Annotated in this window: 14 protein-coding genes; 5 read left to right on the forward strand and 9 right to left on the reverse strand. The window is 68.2% G+C overall.

Annotated features, from left to right (window positions below):
* Positions 1-146 precede the first annotated feature (146 nt).
* The 4 genes from DTS01S_RS07685 to DTS01S_RS07700 form a co-directional block, all read right to left on the reverse strand.
* On the reverse strand, positions 147-935 hold the full coding sequence (locus DTS01S_RS07685) for a crotonase/enoyl-CoA hydratase family protein (RefSeq protein ID WP_016447325.1): 789 nt from the start codon (positions 933-935) through the stop codon (positions 147-149).
* A 24-nt stretch (positions 936-959) separates the two neighbouring features.
* Positions 960-1,976: an acyl-CoA dehydrogenase gene (locus DTS01S_RS07690; protein WP_061287523.1), complete on the reverse strand. Its 1,017-nt coding sequence runs from the start codon at positions 1,974-1,976 to the stop codon at positions 960-962.
* An 84-nt stretch (positions 1,977-2,060) separates the two neighbouring features.
* Positions 2,061-3,218, reverse strand: coding sequence for an acyl-CoA dehydrogenase family protein (locus DTS01S_RS07695; RefSeq protein ID WP_061287524.1), 1,158 nt, complete (start codon positions 3,216-3,218; stop codon positions 2,061-2,063).
* Between the two features lie 88 nt (positions 3,219-3,306).
* Positions 3,307-5,370 (reverse strand): acetoacetate--CoA ligase, encoded by a 2,064-nt coding sequence (locus tag DTS01S_RS07700; protein ID WP_061287525.1) that lies wholly within the window; start codon positions 5,368-5,370, stop codon positions 3,307-3,309.
* A gap of 195 nt (positions 5,371-5,565) precedes the next feature.
* Between DTS01S_RS07700 and DTS01S_RS07705 the strand changes: the two genes are divergently transcribed.
* The 5 genes from DTS01S_RS07705 to DTS01S_RS07725 all read left to right on the forward strand — a co-directional run bounded on the left by DTS01S_RS07705 (position 5,566) and on the right by DTS01S_RS07725 (position 10,755).
* Positions 5,566-6,873, forward strand: a complete 1,308-nt coding sequence (locus tag DTS01S_RS07705) for a solute carrier family 23 protein (protein ID WP_061287526.1) — start codon at positions 5,566-5,568, stop codon at positions 6,871-6,873.
* A gap of 207 nt (positions 6,874-7,080) precedes the next feature.
* A complete protein-coding gene (locus tag DTS01S_RS07710) occupies positions 7,081-8,595 on the forward strand; it encodes an acetyl-CoA hydrolase/transferase family protein (protein ID WP_061287527.1) in 1,515 nt (504 codons plus the stop codon).
* A gap of 122 nt (positions 8,596-8,717) precedes the next feature.
* Positions 8,718-9,191, forward strand: coding sequence for a hotdog fold thioesterase (locus tag DTS01S_RS07715; protein WP_061287528.1), 474 nt, complete (start codon positions 8,718-8,720; stop codon positions 9,189-9,191).
* Positions 9,192-9,298: 107 nt separating this feature from the next.
* Positions 9,299-9,913, forward strand: coding sequence for a type IV toxin-antitoxin system AbiEi family antitoxin domain-containing protein (locus DTS01S_RS07720; protein WP_016447321.1), 615 nt, complete (start codon positions 9,299-9,301; stop codon positions 9,911-9,913).
* Positions 9,910-10,755 (forward strand): nucleotidyl transferase AbiEii/AbiGii toxin family protein, encoded by an 846-nt coding sequence (locus tag DTS01S_RS07725; RefSeq protein WP_061287529.1) that lies wholly within the window; start codon positions 9,910-9,912, stop codon positions 10,753-10,755. The genes DTS01S_RS07720 and DTS01S_RS07725 overlap by 4 nt, the downstream gene beginning before the upstream one ends.
* A 32-nt stretch (positions 10,756-10,787) precedes the next feature.
* Here DTS01S_RS07725 and DTS01S_RS07730 read toward each other — a convergent pair whose 3' ends face one another.
* The 5 genes from DTS01S_RS07730 to DTS01S_RS07750 are packed head-to-tail and all read right to left on the reverse strand — an operon-like array spanning position 10,788 to position 15,420.
* Positions 10,788-11,501, reverse strand: coding sequence for an ABC transporter ATP-binding protein (locus DTS01S_RS07730; RefSeq protein WP_370671608.1), 714 nt, complete (start codon positions 11,499-11,501; stop codon positions 10,788-10,790).
* Entirely contained in the window at positions 11,494-12,252 is a 759-nt protein-coding gene (locus DTS01S_RS07735) for an ABC transporter ATP-binding protein (protein ID WP_061287531.1), read from the reverse strand. The genes DTS01S_RS07730 and DTS01S_RS07735 overlap by 8 nt, the downstream gene beginning before the upstream one ends.
* Entirely contained in the window at positions 12,245-13,330 is a 1,086-nt protein-coding gene (locus DTS01S_RS07740) for a branched-chain amino acid ABC transporter permease (RefSeq protein WP_061287532.1), read from the reverse strand. Before DTS01S_RS07740 ends, DTS01S_RS07735 begins: the two co-directional genes overlap by 8 nt.
* Before the next feature lie 3 nt (positions 13,331-13,333).
* Positions 13,334-14,206, reverse strand: a complete 873-nt coding sequence (locus DTS01S_RS07745) for a branched-chain amino acid ABC transporter permease (RefSeq protein WP_017405698.1) — start codon at positions 14,204-14,206, stop codon at positions 13,334-13,336.
* Between the two features lie 50 nt (positions 14,207-14,256).
* Positions 14,257-15,420, reverse strand: a complete 1,164-nt coding sequence (locus tag DTS01S_RS07750) for an ABC transporter substrate-binding protein (RefSeq protein WP_013799988.1) — start codon at positions 15,418-15,420, stop codon at positions 14,257-14,259.
* Positions 15,421-15,545: the final 125 nt, after the last annotated feature.

Here is a 15,545-nt window from a genome sequence, read left to right on the forward strand (position 1 = left end):
GGAGAGTTGCCTCTCGACGCGCAAAGTGTACTGTGTGTGCAGTACATGGGCGCCCACTCCCGCCGGGAGGCGGGCCCCGGGGAGTGTCCATTTGTGTTGTGTCACACACGGCCCATGCCCCCGTGGCGGGGGCCGGGCAGGCCCGGTCACTGAAACCGGGGCTTACGCTTCTCCACGAAGGCCATCACGGCCTCGCGGTGGTCGGCGGTCTTGTGGGCCAGGGCCTGGTAGCCGGCGGACAGCTCCAGCAGCGACTCCAGCGTGCTGTGCTCGCCCTCGCGCAGCAGGCGCTTGGTCATGCGCATCACGGCGCCGGGGTTGGCGGCGATCTTGTCGGCCAGCGCGCGTGCCGTGGGCAGCAGCTGGTCGGCCGGCACGACGCGGCTGACCAGGCCGCAGGCCAGGGCCTGCTGCGCGTCGATGGCCTCGCCCGTGAACGCCATCTCGGCCGCCTTGGCGCGGCCCACGGCGCGCGGCAGCAGCCAGGCGCCGCCGTCCCCGGGGACGATGCCCACGCGCACGAAGCTCTCGGCAAAGGTGGCCGTCTCGCTGGCGATGCGGATGTCGCACATGCAGGTCAGGTCCAGCCCCGCGCCGATGGCCGGGCCGTTGATGGCGCAGATCACGGGCACGTCCAGCTGGGTCAGGGCACGCGGAATGCGCTGTATGCCCTGGCGGTACTCCTCGCGGATGGCATCGGGCGTGAGCGCGTCGTCGAAGAAGCGCTGCATGTCCTTGACGTTGCCGCCCGAGCTGAAGATGGGGCCGGCGCCCGTGAGGATGACGGCCTTGACCGAGGCGTCGCGCCGGATCTCGTCGCAGACCTGCACGAATTCCTCCACGGCCGTGTTGCCCGTGAGCGCATTGCGCGTCTCGGGCTGGTTCATGGTGAGGGTCCAGATGGCGCCGTCGCGGGCGATGTTCAGAAAGGACATGGAGAAGACTCCTTGAGCAAGGGTTTATGCGGTGATGTCGGTGGTCGAACGGATCAGGTCCAGCGTGCTGCCCGCGTGGCCATGGACCAGCGCGGCGCCTGCCACACCGTGCCAGTACGACTCGGAGCCCGCCGTCTGGCGCCAGGCATGCAGGCGGCGCGTGAGCAGTTGCAGGTCGTATTCCTCGGTGAAGCCCATGGCGCCGTGGATGGCGTGGGCCGCCTCGGCCACGGCCAGCGCGGCCTGGCTGCAGCGCGCCTTGGCCACGGCCACGCGCAGCCGATCGGGGAAGATGCCCTGCCCCGCGCAGCCCAGCCGGGCCGCCATGCGCGCGGCGAAGACATGCTCGCTCATCACCGCCAGCTGGTGCTGTATGGCCTGGAACTTGCCGATGGGGCGGCCGAACTGCTGGCGGTCATTCGCATACTGCAGCGTGCGCTGGAACACCTCCATGAGCGCGCCCGCCAGCTGCGCCGCCACCAGGCCGGCCTGCAGCGTGCGCAGGTCCAGCCCATCCGGCAGGGCGAAAGCGGGAGCAGATGCTGCGCGGACCTGATCGGCGCTCCAGCGCAGGTTCACGTCCAGGCAGAAGGCCGCCGGCTCGGACTGCGCCTGCGCCACGGGCAGCAGGCTCCAGCCCTGCGCATGCTGCACCAGCGCGCTGTCCGCCACCGCGCCCAGGCGCACGGGTGCGCAGTGCAGGCTGCCATCCGGCTGGAGCAGGCCTTGCGCCAACGCGATGGCGCCTGGTGGACGCTCCGCCCCCGCGCCAGCCAGCAGCGCGCGCGCCAGCATGGTCTCGCCCAGCGGCACGGGCAGCGCATGGGCGCCGGCCAGCGACCACACATCGAACAGCTGCGCCAGCGCCAGCCCCGCGCCGCCCGCGTGCTCGGGCACCAGGGCATCGGCAAAGCCGGCCTGCTCCAGCGATTGCCACAGCGCCCGGGGCGAGCCCCCGGCCTCGATGGCGCGCACCCGCGCGGGCGTGCACTCGCCCTGCAGCAGCTGGCGTGCGGCATCGGCAAACAAATCGTCTTCCATGTCTCTCTCCATTCATGACACATGACGCCAGGCCTTGGGCGTTCCGTTTGAAACTGGCGCGCCCCAACTTAAGGGGAACCTTATTCAACGCAGGCCGAGGCCACGCGCGATCATTCCGCGCAGGATGTCGCGCGTGCCGCCGCGCAGCGAATACGAAGGCGCAACCTCCGTCACGTAGTTGAGGGTGCGCAGCAGCTCCAGCGGAACCTCGGACGCCTCGCGTGCGAACAGGTCGTCGGCAATGGCGGCGGGAATGGACTGCTCCAGCGTCGTGCCCAGCTCCTTGACCAGGGCCGCCTCGACGATAGGGCTTTCGCCGCGCACCAGCTTGTCCTGCACGGCAACCGACATGGCGCGCAGCGGGGCCAGCTCGGTGAACACGCGGCCGGCCAGGCGCAGCGCGCCTTCGCTGCGCTCGCCCGTTGCACGCAGCCAGGCCAGCCATTCGTCGAACAGCACGATGCTGGAGAACAGCCGCTCGGGCCCGCTGCGTTCGAAGGCCAGCTCGGCCGTGACCTGCTCCCAGCCCTGGCCTTCCTGGCCGATCAGGGCGTCGGGCGGCAGCTGCACGTTGTCGAAGAAGACTTCGCAGAAATGGCTGTCGCCCGAGAGGTCGGTGATGGGCCGCACGGTCACGCCCGGCAGCGACAGGTCCACGATGACCTGGGACAGCCCCTTGTGCCGGTCACCCGCCTCGCCCGAGGTGCGCACCAGGGCGATCATGTAGTGGCAGTGGTGGGCGTTGGTGGTCCAGATCTTCTGGCCGTTGAGCACGAAGCCCTTGCCGTTCGGCGCGGCGCGCGTCTTCACGCTGGCCAGGTCCGAGCCCGCGCCGGGCTCGCTCATGCCGATGCAAAAGAAGGCCTCGCCCCGGCAGATGCGCGGCAGGTAGAACTGCTTTTGCGCCTCGGTGCCGTACTTGAGGATCAGCGGGCCGCTCTGGCGGTCGGCAATCCAGTGCGATCCCACGGGTGCGCCGCAGGCCAGGTATTCCTCCACCAGCACGTAGCGCGTGAAGGCGCTGCGCCCGCCACCGCCGTACTTGCGCGGCAGGGTGACGCCTATCCAGCCCTTTTCGCCCAGCTGCCGGCTCAGTTCGGCGCTGTAGCCGCCCCAGGAGCGCGCACGCACATGGGGCGGCAGGCCGCTTATGGCCTGGGCGAGGAAGGCGCGCACCTCGGCGCGCAGGGCTTCGTCCTCGGCGGGGATGCGGGTCAGGGCAAGGGAATCAAGCACGCTCATTGCAGGGCTCCATGGTTGGACCCCACTCTAGGCAGCCGGTCTGTCGCAGTCCAATATTAAAAACCGCGCCACTGATACCGTTTGAATATCAGGCAGCCTGTGCCTTGGCATGCTGCGCCGCAAAGCCCACATACCAGTCCAGGCAGCCCGGGTTGGCCATGGCCTCCTTGTTGACCACCTTGTCCAGCGGCTGGCCCAGCATCAGCTTCTTGATGGGCAGCTCCTGCTTCTTGCCGCTGAGCGTGCGCGGGATCTCGGCCACCTGCACGATGTCGTCGGGCACGAAGCGCGGCGACAGGGCCTGGCGGATGGCGCCCTGCAGGCGGGCGCGCAGGGCGTCGTCCAGATCCACGCCCGGGCGCAGCACCACGAACAGCGGCATGTAGCTTTCGCGGCCCAGGTATTCGAGGTCCACGACCATGGAGTCCAGCACTTCGGGCAGGGCCTCGACGGCGCTGTAGATCTCGCTGGTGCCCATGCGCAGGCCGTGGCGGTTGATGGTGGCGTCGCTGCGGCCGTAGATGATGCAGCCGCCCTCCGGGAGGATGCGTATCCAGTCGCCGTGGCGCCAGACCGGGCCCATGGCGGCGGGGCCGTCACCGCCACCGGGCGCGCGGCCATGGCCGGCCGGGTACATGTCGAAGTAGCTGGACAGGTAGCGCTTGCCGTCCGCATCGCCCCACAGGTACAGCGGCATGGAGGGGATGGGCTGGGTGCAGACCAGCTCGCCCACCTCGTCGATGACGGGCTGGCCCTGCTCGTTCCAGGCCTCCACGGCCGCGCCCAGCTGGCGGCACTGCATGATGCCCGGCTGCTGCGGCAGTTCGCGGTGGCCGCCGATGAAGGCGCCCGCGAAGTCGGTTCCGCCCGAGATGTTGTTCCACCAGATGTCAGGCCGCCCCATGCCTGCGAACTGCGCCGTGCCCCAGCTTTGCACCTCGGGCGACAGCGGCGAGCCCGTGGTGCCCAGGCTGCGGATGCGCGACAGGTCGCCGCACTGGGCCAGGTCCACGCCGGCCTTCATGCAGTTGGCGTAGAAGGCCGCGCCCGAGCCGAAGCTGGTCACGCCGGTCTCGGCCGCGAAGCGCCACAGCACGCCCCAGTCGGGCCTGTCCTTGCTGCCGCCGGGGCTGCCGTCGAAGATCACGCAGGTGGTGCCGCCCAGCAGGCCCGAGACCTGGGCATTCCACATCACCCAGCCCGTGGAGCTGTACCAGTGGTAGCGCTCGCCCCAGCTGTTGGGGTGGTAGCTGCAGCCTACGTCGTTATGCAGGGCCTTGAGCTGCAGGGCCACCAGCACCATGCCGCCATGGCCGTGGACGATGGGCTTGGGCAGGCCGGTGGTGCCGCTGGAGTAGACGATCCACAGCGGGTGGTCGAAGGGCAGCCATTCGGGCTCGAAGGCCGCCGTGGCCGCGTCGTCGCGGGCCGTGACCTGGCCGTAGTCGGCCGCATCGGCCAGCCTGGCCTGCAGGTCCAGGTTGGGCACAAGGACCACATGCTCCACGCTGGGCAGGCCTGCGCGCAGCTCCGCCAGCACGGCCATGCGGTCGATATCGCGCCCGGCGTAGTGCACGCCATCGACGGCGATCAGCGCCTTGGGCGCGATCTGGCGAAAGCGGTCCAGCACCGCGTTGGTGCCCATGTCGGGCGCGCAGATGCTCCAGACGGCGCCCAGGCTGGCCGTGGCCAGCAGGGCGACCATGGCCTCGGGGATGTTGGGCAGGTAGGCAGCCACGCGGTCGCCGCGGCCCACGCCCTGGGCCTTCAGGTGCAGGGCCAGGGCGGCGACCTGGCGGCGCAGCTCGGGCCAGGACAGTTCCCGGTGGCGGCCCGTCTCGTTGCGGCTGACCACGGCGGGCATGCCGGCCGCATGGGCGGCATCCAGATGGCGCAGCGCCTGGCGCGTGTAGTTGATCTGGGCACCCGGAAACCACTGGGCGCCGGGCATGGTGTTGCGCTCCAGCACGGCCGTGTGCGGCGTGGGCGACTGCAGCGCGTTGTAGTCCCAGATGCTTTGCCAGAAGGCGTCCAGGTCGGTCACCGACCAGCGCCACAGCGCGTCGTAGCTGTCGAACTGCAGGCCGTGGCGCTCGCGCAGCCAGTCCTGGTACAGGCGGATCTGGGGGATGAAGGCAGGGGTGTGGCTCATGACCGGCCACGGTACGCGCGCGCTGCCCGCGAGCCCAGACGGGAAAGCCATTAGCCTGGCACCTGGGCGACAAAGTCTGCGGGCCGGATCGCGTATCTGCGCACAAACACTGGGAAAAAATTTCCGCTCGCCCCCTCCTGCCAGAAAACAAATGCCTCTAATATCGCGCCAATTTTTTACAAGGAGCGATGCCACATGGGCCTTTTCCAATGGACGGAGAAATCCGCCGACCAGCTGCAACGGGGAGGCGTGATCGGCCCCGATGAGCGCCTGCCCTGGCCCCAGACCGGGCTGATGGGCATACAGCACGTGATCGCCATGTTCGGCTCCACCGTGCTGGCGCCCATCCTCATGGGGTTCGACCCCAACGTGGCCGTGCTCATGAGCGGTATCGGCACGCTGATCTTCTTCCTGATCACGGGCGGCAAGGTGCCCAGCTACCTGGGCTCGTCCTTTGCTTTCATCGGCGTGGTGATCGCAGCCACGGCCTATGGCGGCAAGGGCGCCAACGGCAACATCGGCGTGGCGCTGGGCGGCATCATTGCCTGCGGCGCGGTCTATGCGCTGATCGGCCTGGTGGTGCAGCTGGTGGGCACGCGCTGGATCGAGCGCTTCATGCCGCCCGTGGTCACGGGCGCCGTGGTGGCCGTGATCGGGCTGAACCTGGCGGCCATCCCCGTCAAGAACATGGCGGCCAACAACTTCGAGTCGTGGATGCAGGCCCTGACCTTCGTCTGCGTGGGCCTGGTGGCCGTGTTCACGCGCGGCATGGTGCAGCGCCTGCTGATCCTGGTGGGCCTGATCGCCGCCAGCCTGCTGTACGGCCTGTTCACCAATGTGCTGGGCATGGGCAAGCCCGTGGACCTGTCGGGCGTGGCCAATGCCGCCTGGTTCGGCCTGCCCCAGTTCCACGCGCCCGTGTTCAGCGGCCCGGCCATGGTGCTCATCGTGCCCGTGGTCATCATCCTGGTGGCCGAGAACCTGGGCCACATCAAGGCCGTGACCGCCATGACGGGCAAGAACCTGGACCAGTACATGGGCCGGGCCTTCATCGGCGACGGCGTGGCCACCATGGTCAGCGGCGCGGCTGGCGGCACCGGCGTGACCACCTATGCCGAGAACATCGGCGTGATGGCCGCCACGCGCATCTACTCGACGGCCGTGTTCTTCGTGGCCGCCGTCCTGGCCGTGCTGCTGGGCTTCTCGCCCAAGTTCGGCGCGCTGATCCAGGCGATCCCGCTGCCCGTGATGGGCGGCGTGTCCATCGTGGTCTTCGGCCTGATCGCCGTGGCCGGCGCCAAGATCTGGGTGGACAACCGCGTGGACTTCTCGCAGAACAAGAACCTGATCGTGGCGGCCATCACCCTGATCCTGGGCACGGGCGACTTCACGCTCAAGTTCGGCGACTTCGCGCTGGGCGGCATCGGGACCGCGACTTTCGGCGCCATCATCCTGTACGCGCTGCTGGATCACGCACGCGATGATCAGCCGCTGATTCATTGAATGTGAGCACACGCAAACATTCTTTGAGCCTTTGACTGCGCGGCAGGGCCTTTACGGGGAAACCCGAGGGCCGCTGCCAGCGCTGCTACCATCGGTTTCCGGAGATATACCGCCCTTGCGTTCTTGCATGGGGCGGTTTTTTTTAGGCTTGCAAGCCAGCGCTGCGGCACCCTGCCGGCTGGCGCGAGCCGTCAGCCGGAGCCATAGATGTCCCTCGCAGACCGCGTACGTTTCCCAGAATTCCTTTCGCGCACCATGACGGCCGAGCAGGCCGCCGCCCTGATCCCCCACGGCGTCAACGTCGGCATGAGCGGGTTCACGGGCGCGGGCTACCCCAAGGCCCTGCCCCAGGCCATCGCCCAGCACGCCAAGAGCGAACACGCGGCCGGCCGGCCCTACAAGATCAATGTCTGGACCGGCGCCTCCACGGCCGCCGAGATGGACGGCGCCCTGGCCGAGGCCGGCGCACTGGGCCAGCGCCTGCCCTTCAACACCGACCCGACCTGCCGCGCCAGGATCAATGCCGGCGAGATCGACTTCATCGACATGCACCTGTCCCACGTGGCCCAGCATGCGTGGTTCGGCTTCCTGGGCCCCATGAGCGTGGCCGTGGTCGAGGTGCTGGGAGTGACCGAGGACGGACGCCTCATCCCCTCCACCGCCGTGGGCAACAACAAGACCTGGCTGGAGATCGCCGACAAGGTGATCCTGGAGGTCAACACCAAGCCGCCGGCCAAGATGGAAGGCATGCACGACATCTACTACGGCACGGCCATCCCGCCGCGCCGCGTGCCCATTGCCCTGACCCATGCCGATGACCGCATCGGCGAGCCCTACCTGCGCGTGGACCCGGCCAAGGTGGTCGCCGTGGTCGAGACCCACAAGGGCGACCGCGACAACGTCTTCGCCCAGCCCGACGCCAACTCCAACCTGATCGCCGCGTCCATCATCGACTTCCTCGCGCACGAGATGAAGATGGGCCGCCTGCCCAAGGAGATGCTGCCCATCCAGTCGGGCGTGGGCAACGTGGCCAACGCCGTGCTGGCCGGCCTGCTGACGGGTCCGTTCGAGAACCTGCTGGGCTTCACCGAGGTGCTGCAGGACGGCATGCTGGACCTGCTGCGCGCGGGCAAGATGAGCCGCGCCTCGGCCACCTCGATCTCGCTGTCCGGCAGCGCCTACAGGGACTTCGAGGAGAACATCGACTTCTACCGCGATCGCATCATCCTGCGCCCCCAGGAGATCAGCAACCACCCCGAGCTGGTGCGCCGGCTGGGCGTGATCGCCATGAACTCCATGATCGAGGCCGACATCTACGGCAACATCAACTCCACCCACGTCATGGGCACGGGGATGATGAACGGCATCGGCGGCTCGGGCGACTTCGCGCGCAACGGCTACCTGTCCTTCTTCGTCACGCCCTCGGTGGCCAAGGGCGGCAAGATCAGCTGCATCGTGCCCATGTGCTCGCACTTGGACCATACCGAGCACGACACGCAGATCATCGTCACCGAGCAGGGCCTGGCCGACCTGCGCGGCCTGTCGCCGCGCAAGCGCGCCCAGGTCATCATCGACCGCTGCGCCCATCCCGACTTCCGTCCCCAGCTGCAGGACTACTTCGACCGCGCCCAGCGCCAGGGCGCGCTGCACACGCCCCACATCCTGGGCGAAGCGCTGAGCTGGCACCAGCGCTTTGTCGAAACGGGCGACATGCGCGCCTGAACCGCGCCAGCGCGCAGTCTCCTGGGCTACAGGCGGCCATCGGCATGGCTGCCTGGACTGGCGTAGCATGCAAGGACGGCCCTCGGGGCCGTCTTTTTCGTTGCACCCACAGGACTTCTCCCATGCCGATCTGGAAGCGCAGCTTCACCCTTGAAGACATCACCTCGCTGAGCGCCGACACGGCCGTCTCGCACCTGGGCATCGAGTTCACCGAGATCGGTGACGACTTCCTGCGCGGCCGCGTGCACGTGGACCAGCGCACCTGCCAGCCCTACGGCATCCTGCACGGCGGCGTGAACGTGGTGCTGGCCGAAACCCTGGGCTCGGTGGCCGCGGCCTGCTCCATCCCCGAGGGCTGGCGCAGCGTGGGCCTGAACGTCTCGGCCAACCATGTGCGCGCCGCGCGCCAGGGCTGGGTCACGGGCACGGCCCGCCCCGTGCACCTGGGCCAGACCACCCATGTCTGGGCCATCGAACTGCACGACGAAGCCGGCCGCCTGACCTGCACCTGCAGCCTGACCATGGCGCTGCTGCCGCCCACGCATGCGCAGAACGTCAAGCTCGCGGCGCAGCCGCCGGTGGCGGCCCAGCCCTGACCGCTTGATGGACCGGGAACCGTCGCGCTCTCGGTCACGTTGCTGTTGTCCGTTGTATTTCTTCTTCAGTTATTGATAATTGCCTAATCAATACAACAGACTCCGGCATGCCCGCTCCTGGCTCCGCGCTCGAACAAGCCGTTCTGGCACTGGCCGAACAACGGCCGCTGCTGCGCGCACGCGACCTTGCCGCGCTTGGCCTGCCGACCATGGCGCTGAGCCGGCTGGTCGCGGCAGGCCGCCTTGAACGCGTTGCACGCGGCCTGTACAGCCTGCCGGGTCGGCCGCTCAGCGAGCACCGCTCGCTGGCGGAAGTGGCCCTGCGCGTGCCGCAGGGCGTGGTCTGCCTGCTGTCCGCGCTGCGGGTCCACGGCATAGGAACGCAGGCACCCTTCGAGGTGTGGATGGCCATTCCCCATCACTCGCCCACGCCTCGCATAGACCAGCCTGCGTTGCGCGCCATCCGCATGTCCGGTGCGGCACTGTCCGAAGGCGTGGAAACCCTGCAGATCGATGGCGTCGGTGTCGCCGTCTTCAACGCATCGAAGACCGTGGCCGATTGCTTCAAGTACCGCAACAAGATCGGCCTGGATGTGGCGCTGGAAGCACTGCGCGACGGATGGGCGCAGCGCAAGCTGACGGCCGACGCGCTCTGGCACTACGCAGCCATCGACCGCGTCAGCAATGTGATGCGCCCCTACCTTGAAAGCATCGCCGCATGAGCCGCGATATCGCAGCCTCGATCCGTGCACGTTTGAAGCAATGCGCGGACGCCCGCCGGCAGGACTTCAACCTCACGCTCACCCACTATGGCCTGGAGCGCCTGCTGTACCGCCTGTCCATCTCGCCCCATGCGGACAGCTATCTGCTCAAGGGCGCACTGCTGTTTGCCATCTGGTACGAGCAACCGCACAGACCGACCCGCGACGCCGATCTGCTGGGCTTTGGCCTGGACGACGTTGACTCGGCGGTGAGCGCTTTCCGCGAGATCTGCCGGATTGCAGTGGACGACGGCATTGCATTCGATGCCGCGTCGGTGCGTGGAACCGCCATCCGCAAGGAAGCCGGCTATGGCGGAGTACGGATTGACCTGCGCGCCACGCTGGACGGTGCACGCATCACGCTGCAGGTGGACATAGGCTTCGGCGATGCCGTGACACCATCGCCACAAGCCATCCGCTACCCCGTGCTGCTCGACGGCCTGCCCGCACCGCAACTGCGCAGCTACCCCAAGTACACCGTGGTGGCCGAAAAACTCCACGCGATATGCCTGCTGGGCATGGCCAATACCCGGATGAAGGACTACTTCGATCTCTGGGTGTTGATGACCGAAGGCACGCTGGACCCTGCCGAACTGCGGCGCGCCATGAAAGCGACCTTCGAGCGCCGCCAACTCGCGCTGCCCGCGGGCCTGCCTGCCGGATTGAGCGATGGTTTCAGCAGCGATGCGGCCAAGCAGGCGCAGTGGGCCGCCTTCCTGAAGAAGAACCGGCTTGAAGCGCTGGAGCTGGCCCCTGTCGTGGCAAGGCTGCGAGAGGAATTCCAGCAATGCGGCATCTTCTGATACTGCCTGGAAGTCCTCCGCCCACCACCATCTCAAACCCCCAGCAACTCCGACAGGCGCTCCGGCTGCGTCAGCAGCTCCCGCGAATCGGCCTGCAGCGCCAGCCGGCCCTTGGCCATGACCACGGCGCGGTCGGTGTGGGCCAGGACCTTTTTGTAGTCGCGGTCCACGATCAGGGTGGAGATGCCGGTGCTGCGGATGGCGGCGATCACGCGCCAGATTTCGGCGACGACCAGGGGGGCCAGGCCTTCGGTGGCTTCGTCGAGGATGAGCAGGCGCGGGTGCGTCATCAGCGCGCGGCCTATGGACAGCATCTGCTGCTCGCCGCCAGAGAGCTGGTCGCCGCCGTTGGACAGCCGCTCCCCAAGCCGGGGGAAGGTGTCGAGCACGCGCTCCAGCGTCCAGTGGCGCTCGCCCTGCAGTCCGGGGCGGGCGCTCATGACCAGGTTCTCGCGCACGCTGAGGTTGGGGAAGATGCCGCGCCCCTCTGGCACATAGCCAATGCCCAGCCGCGCCATGCGTTCGGGCGGCGCGCCCGTGCAGTCGCGGCCATCGGCGCGCAGGCGGCCGCGGCGCGCGGGCACATAGCCCATGAGCGTGCGGATCAGCGTGGTCTTGCCCATGCCGTTGCGCCCCAGCAGGCCCACGGCCTGGCCCGCGCCCAGCGCCAGGCTCACGCCCTGCAGGATGTGGCTGTCGCCGTAGTAGGTATGCAGCTCGTCGATGGCGAACATGGGCTCAGTCATGGTCTTCTCCCAGATACGCAGTACGGACCACGGGATCGACACGGATCTGCGCTGGCGTGCCCGTGGCCACCACGCTGCCATTGACCATCACGGTGATGCGGTCGGCGATGCGGAACACGGCGTCCATGTCGTGCTCGACCAGCAGTACCGCGTGGCCGCGCTTGAGCTCCTGCAGCAGGGCCAGCATGCGCTCGGTCTCCTCGGCGCCCATGCCGGCCAGCGGTTCGTCCAGCAGCAGCACGCGCGGGCCGGTGGCCAGGCACATGGCCACTTCAAGCTGGCGCTTGGCGCCGTGGCTCAGCGTGCCGGCCACGGCCAGCGCCTGCCCGGCCAGGCCCGCACGCTCCAGGGCCGCATGGGCCTGGCGCAGGCTGTCCGCGCAGCGCTGTGCGGACAGGCCCAGCTGCCAGGGCCTGAGCGCCATCTGCGCCTGGGCCGCGAGCCGGCAGTTCTCCAGCGCCGAGAACTCGGGAAAGATGGTGGTGCGCTGGTAGCTGCGGCCCACGCCGGCACGCGCGCGCCGGGGCTGGGGCATGCGCGTGACGTCCTGGCCGGCGAGCGCGATGCGCCCCGCGCTGGCCGCCAGATCGCCCGAGAGCATGTTGACCAGGGTGGACTTGCCCGCGCCGTTGGTGCCGATCACGGCATGGACCTCACCCTCGTGCAGGTCCAGGTCCACGCCGCCCACGGCCGTGAGCCCGCCGAAGCGGCGCGTGAGGCCGCGCACCGAAAGCAGTGCCGCATCAGCCATGTCCGGCCTCCTTGTGGTGGACCTCGTTGTGTACTCCGGCGCGTTGCCGTGCAAGGCCCGCCAGCCCGATCAGCCCCATCAGTCCTTTCGGCAGCAGGGCCACGAGCACGATGATGGCCAGGCCCAGGCTCAGCTGCCAGTGGTCGGCCATGGGGCCGACGATGGCATGCGTGGACAGCACCTCCTTGAGCGCGACGAAGGCCACCGTGCCCAGCACGGCGCCGCGCAGCGAGCCCAGGCCGCCGAGGATGACCATCAGCAGCACCTCGCCCGAGTGGTGCCAGGACAGCAGCTCGGGGTTGACCACGGCATCGCGCACCGCCAGCAGAAAGCCTGCCACGCCAGCCAGCATGCCGGCCAGCACGAAGGCCGCGAGCTTGTACCCGTAGGTGGTAAAGCCGGCCGCACGCATGCGCTGTTCGTTGACGCGTATGCCCGCCAGCGCCGCGCCGAAGCGCGACTGGCGCAGCCCGGCCAGGAAGGCATAGACCAGCACCAGGGCGGCCAGCACCAGGTAGTACTGCACGCGCGGGATTTCCATGTCGATGGCGCCCAGCGCGGGCCGGGCCATCAGGTAGATGCCATCGCTGCCGCCGCCGATGCCCGTGTCGTGGACCACGAAGTAGGCCATCTGTGCGAAGGCCAGCGTCACCATGATGAAGTAGATGCCGCGCGTGCGCAGGCTCAGCAGGCCCACCAGCAGCGCATAGCCACCCGAGGCCAGCAGCGCCCAGCCCAGCATGGCCGGCAGGCTGCCGCCCTCGTTGCCTGCGGACAGCACGGCGGCATAGGCGCCCAGGCCCATGAAGGCCGCATGCCCCAGGCTCACCAGGCCCGTGCCGCCCACCAGCAGCTGCAGGCTGAGCGCGAAGATGGCCAGGATCATGGTCTTGACCACCAGTCCCGACAGATAGTCCGACCACCAGGGGCCGGCCAGCGCCAGCAGCGCCACGCAGGCCAGCGGCACGGCGCAGGCCTGCCATCGGCAGGCGCGCTGCGGCATCTCTACGGGCTGCACAGGCTGCAGGGGCTGCACGGCAGCTGCCAGTAGCGCCGGAGAAGGATTGGATACGGCCATTGTTCAGCTCCTTTGCCCCATCAGGCCCTGGGGCCGCCACACCAGCACCACCGCCATCAGCAGGTAGACGCTCATGCCGCTGAGCTCCTGGAAGAACAGCTTGCCGAAGGTATCGACAAAGCCCACCAGCAGCGAGGCCAGCAGCGCGCCCGTGATCGAGCCGATGCCGCCGATCACCACCACCACGAAGCAGATGATGAGCACGTTGCCGCCCATGCCCGGATAGACCGAACTCATGGGCGCGGCGATCATGCCCGCCAGTGCCGCCAGCGCCACGCCGATGGCGAAGACGATGCGGTACAGGCGCTTCACGTCGATGCCCAGGCCGCGCACCATGTCGCGGTTGCTGGCGCCCGCGCGCACCATCATTCCCAGGCGCGTGCGGTGGACCACCCAGTACAGCGCCAGCGCCACCAGCAGGCACACGCCCGAGGCGAACAGCCGGTACCACGGATAGCTCATGAGCCCGCCCAGCGAGAAGCTGCCCGACAGCCAGCCGGGCAGCGGCACGCCATGCACGTCGTTGCCCGCCAGCAGCGAGCGCAGCTCCTCGAACACCAGGATCAGCCCGAAGGTCATCAGCACCTGCTGCAGGTGCTCGCGCTCGTAGAGGTAGCTGAAGAAGGCCCACTCCAGCGCATAGCCCAGCACCACGGTCAGCGCCACGCCGGCCAGCAGCATGGTGATGAAGTGCTGGCCCAGCAGCGGGGACAGCGCAAAGGCCATGTAGGCGCCGATCATGTAGAAGCTGCCATGGGCCAGGTTGATCACGCCCATGATCCCGAAGATCAGCGTCAGGCCGGAGGCCAGCAGGAACAGCAGCAGCCCGTACTGGACGGCGTTCAGGCACTGCACGAGAAAGGTGGCAAGGTCCATGGCGATGTCCGTATGCGTGCGTATTCGTCCGTATGAGTGCGCCCCGCGCCTCACATGCGGCAGCCGCGGCCGGTATCGCCCAGGGCCTTGATGGCCACGCCCATGCGCTGGTTCTCCTTGCCCACGACCTTGCGCAGGTACATGTCCTGCACGGGGTTGTGCGACTTGCTGATAGTGAAGTCACCGCGCGGGCTGGGGATGGTGGCCTTCTCGATGGCCTGGCGGAACTCGGCCTTCTTCGCGATGTCGCCGCCCGCCGCCTTCAGGCCCACGCCCAGCATCTGGGCGGCGTCGTAGCCCTGCACGGCATACACATCGGGCATCAGCTTGTAGGCCTGGGCATAGGCGGAGCGAAAGCGCCGGTCGCGCTCCGTGCCCAGCTCGTCGGCGTAGTGCAGCGTGGTCAGCACCCCCTGGGCGGCCTCGCCCTGGGCCTCCAGCGTGCCGTCGGTCAGAAAGCCCGAGCCGTACAGCGGGATGGTCTTGTGCAGGCCGGCCGCGTGGTAGTCCTTGACGAACTTGACGGCGCCCGCGCCCGCGAAGAAGGCAAACACCGCATCGGGCCTGGCCGCCGCGATCTCGGTCAGCAGGGCCTGGAACTCCACGTTGGGAAAGGGCACGGTGAGCTGCTTGCTGACCTTGCCGCCCTCCTTCTCGAAGCCTTCCTTGAAGGCATTGGTCATCTCCTCGCCGGCCGCGTATTTCCAGGTGATGGTCATGGCGGTTTTCCTGCCCTCCTGCCTGGCCGCCACCACGCCCATGGGATAGGAGGACTGCCAGTTGGAGAAGGACGAGCGGAAGATGTTGGGCGCGCACATGGCGCCCGTGACCGCATCGGCGCCCGCATTGGGCACGATGAGCACGGTGCCGCTTTCCTTGGCAGCGCGCGCCATGGCCATGGCCACGCCCGAATGCACGGTGCCCACCAGCACATCGACCTTGTCGCGCTTGATCAGGCGGTTGACGTTGTCCGTGGCCTTGGCCGGATCGGACTCGTCATCGACCTTGAAGAACTCGATCTCGCGCCCGCCCAGCCTGCCGCCCTGCTCGTTCACGAACATGCGAAAGCCGTTTTCTATGGCCGAGCCCAGCGCCGCATAGGTGCCGCTGTAAGGCAGCATGAAGCCGACCTTGATCCTGTCCTGCGCATATGCGCCGCAGGACAGGGAGGCCGTCAGGGCGAGGACGGCCCAGTGTTTGCGATCGGTGTTCATGCGTGTCTCCTTGTGGTGGATGGGTCTTGCTTTGCGGGTTTTGCTCACACAATTCATTTCGGTTCTCCATGGCACTGCCACGCCCCTTGAAACTGGCGCGTCCCAAAGCGAGGGACACCGAGGAA

This window comes from Delftia tsuruhatensis NBRC 16741 (assembly GCF_001571325.1).
Lineage (GTDB): Bacteria > Pseudomonadota > Gammaproteobacteria > Burkholderiales > Burkholderiaceae_C > Comamonas > Comamonas tsuruhatensis.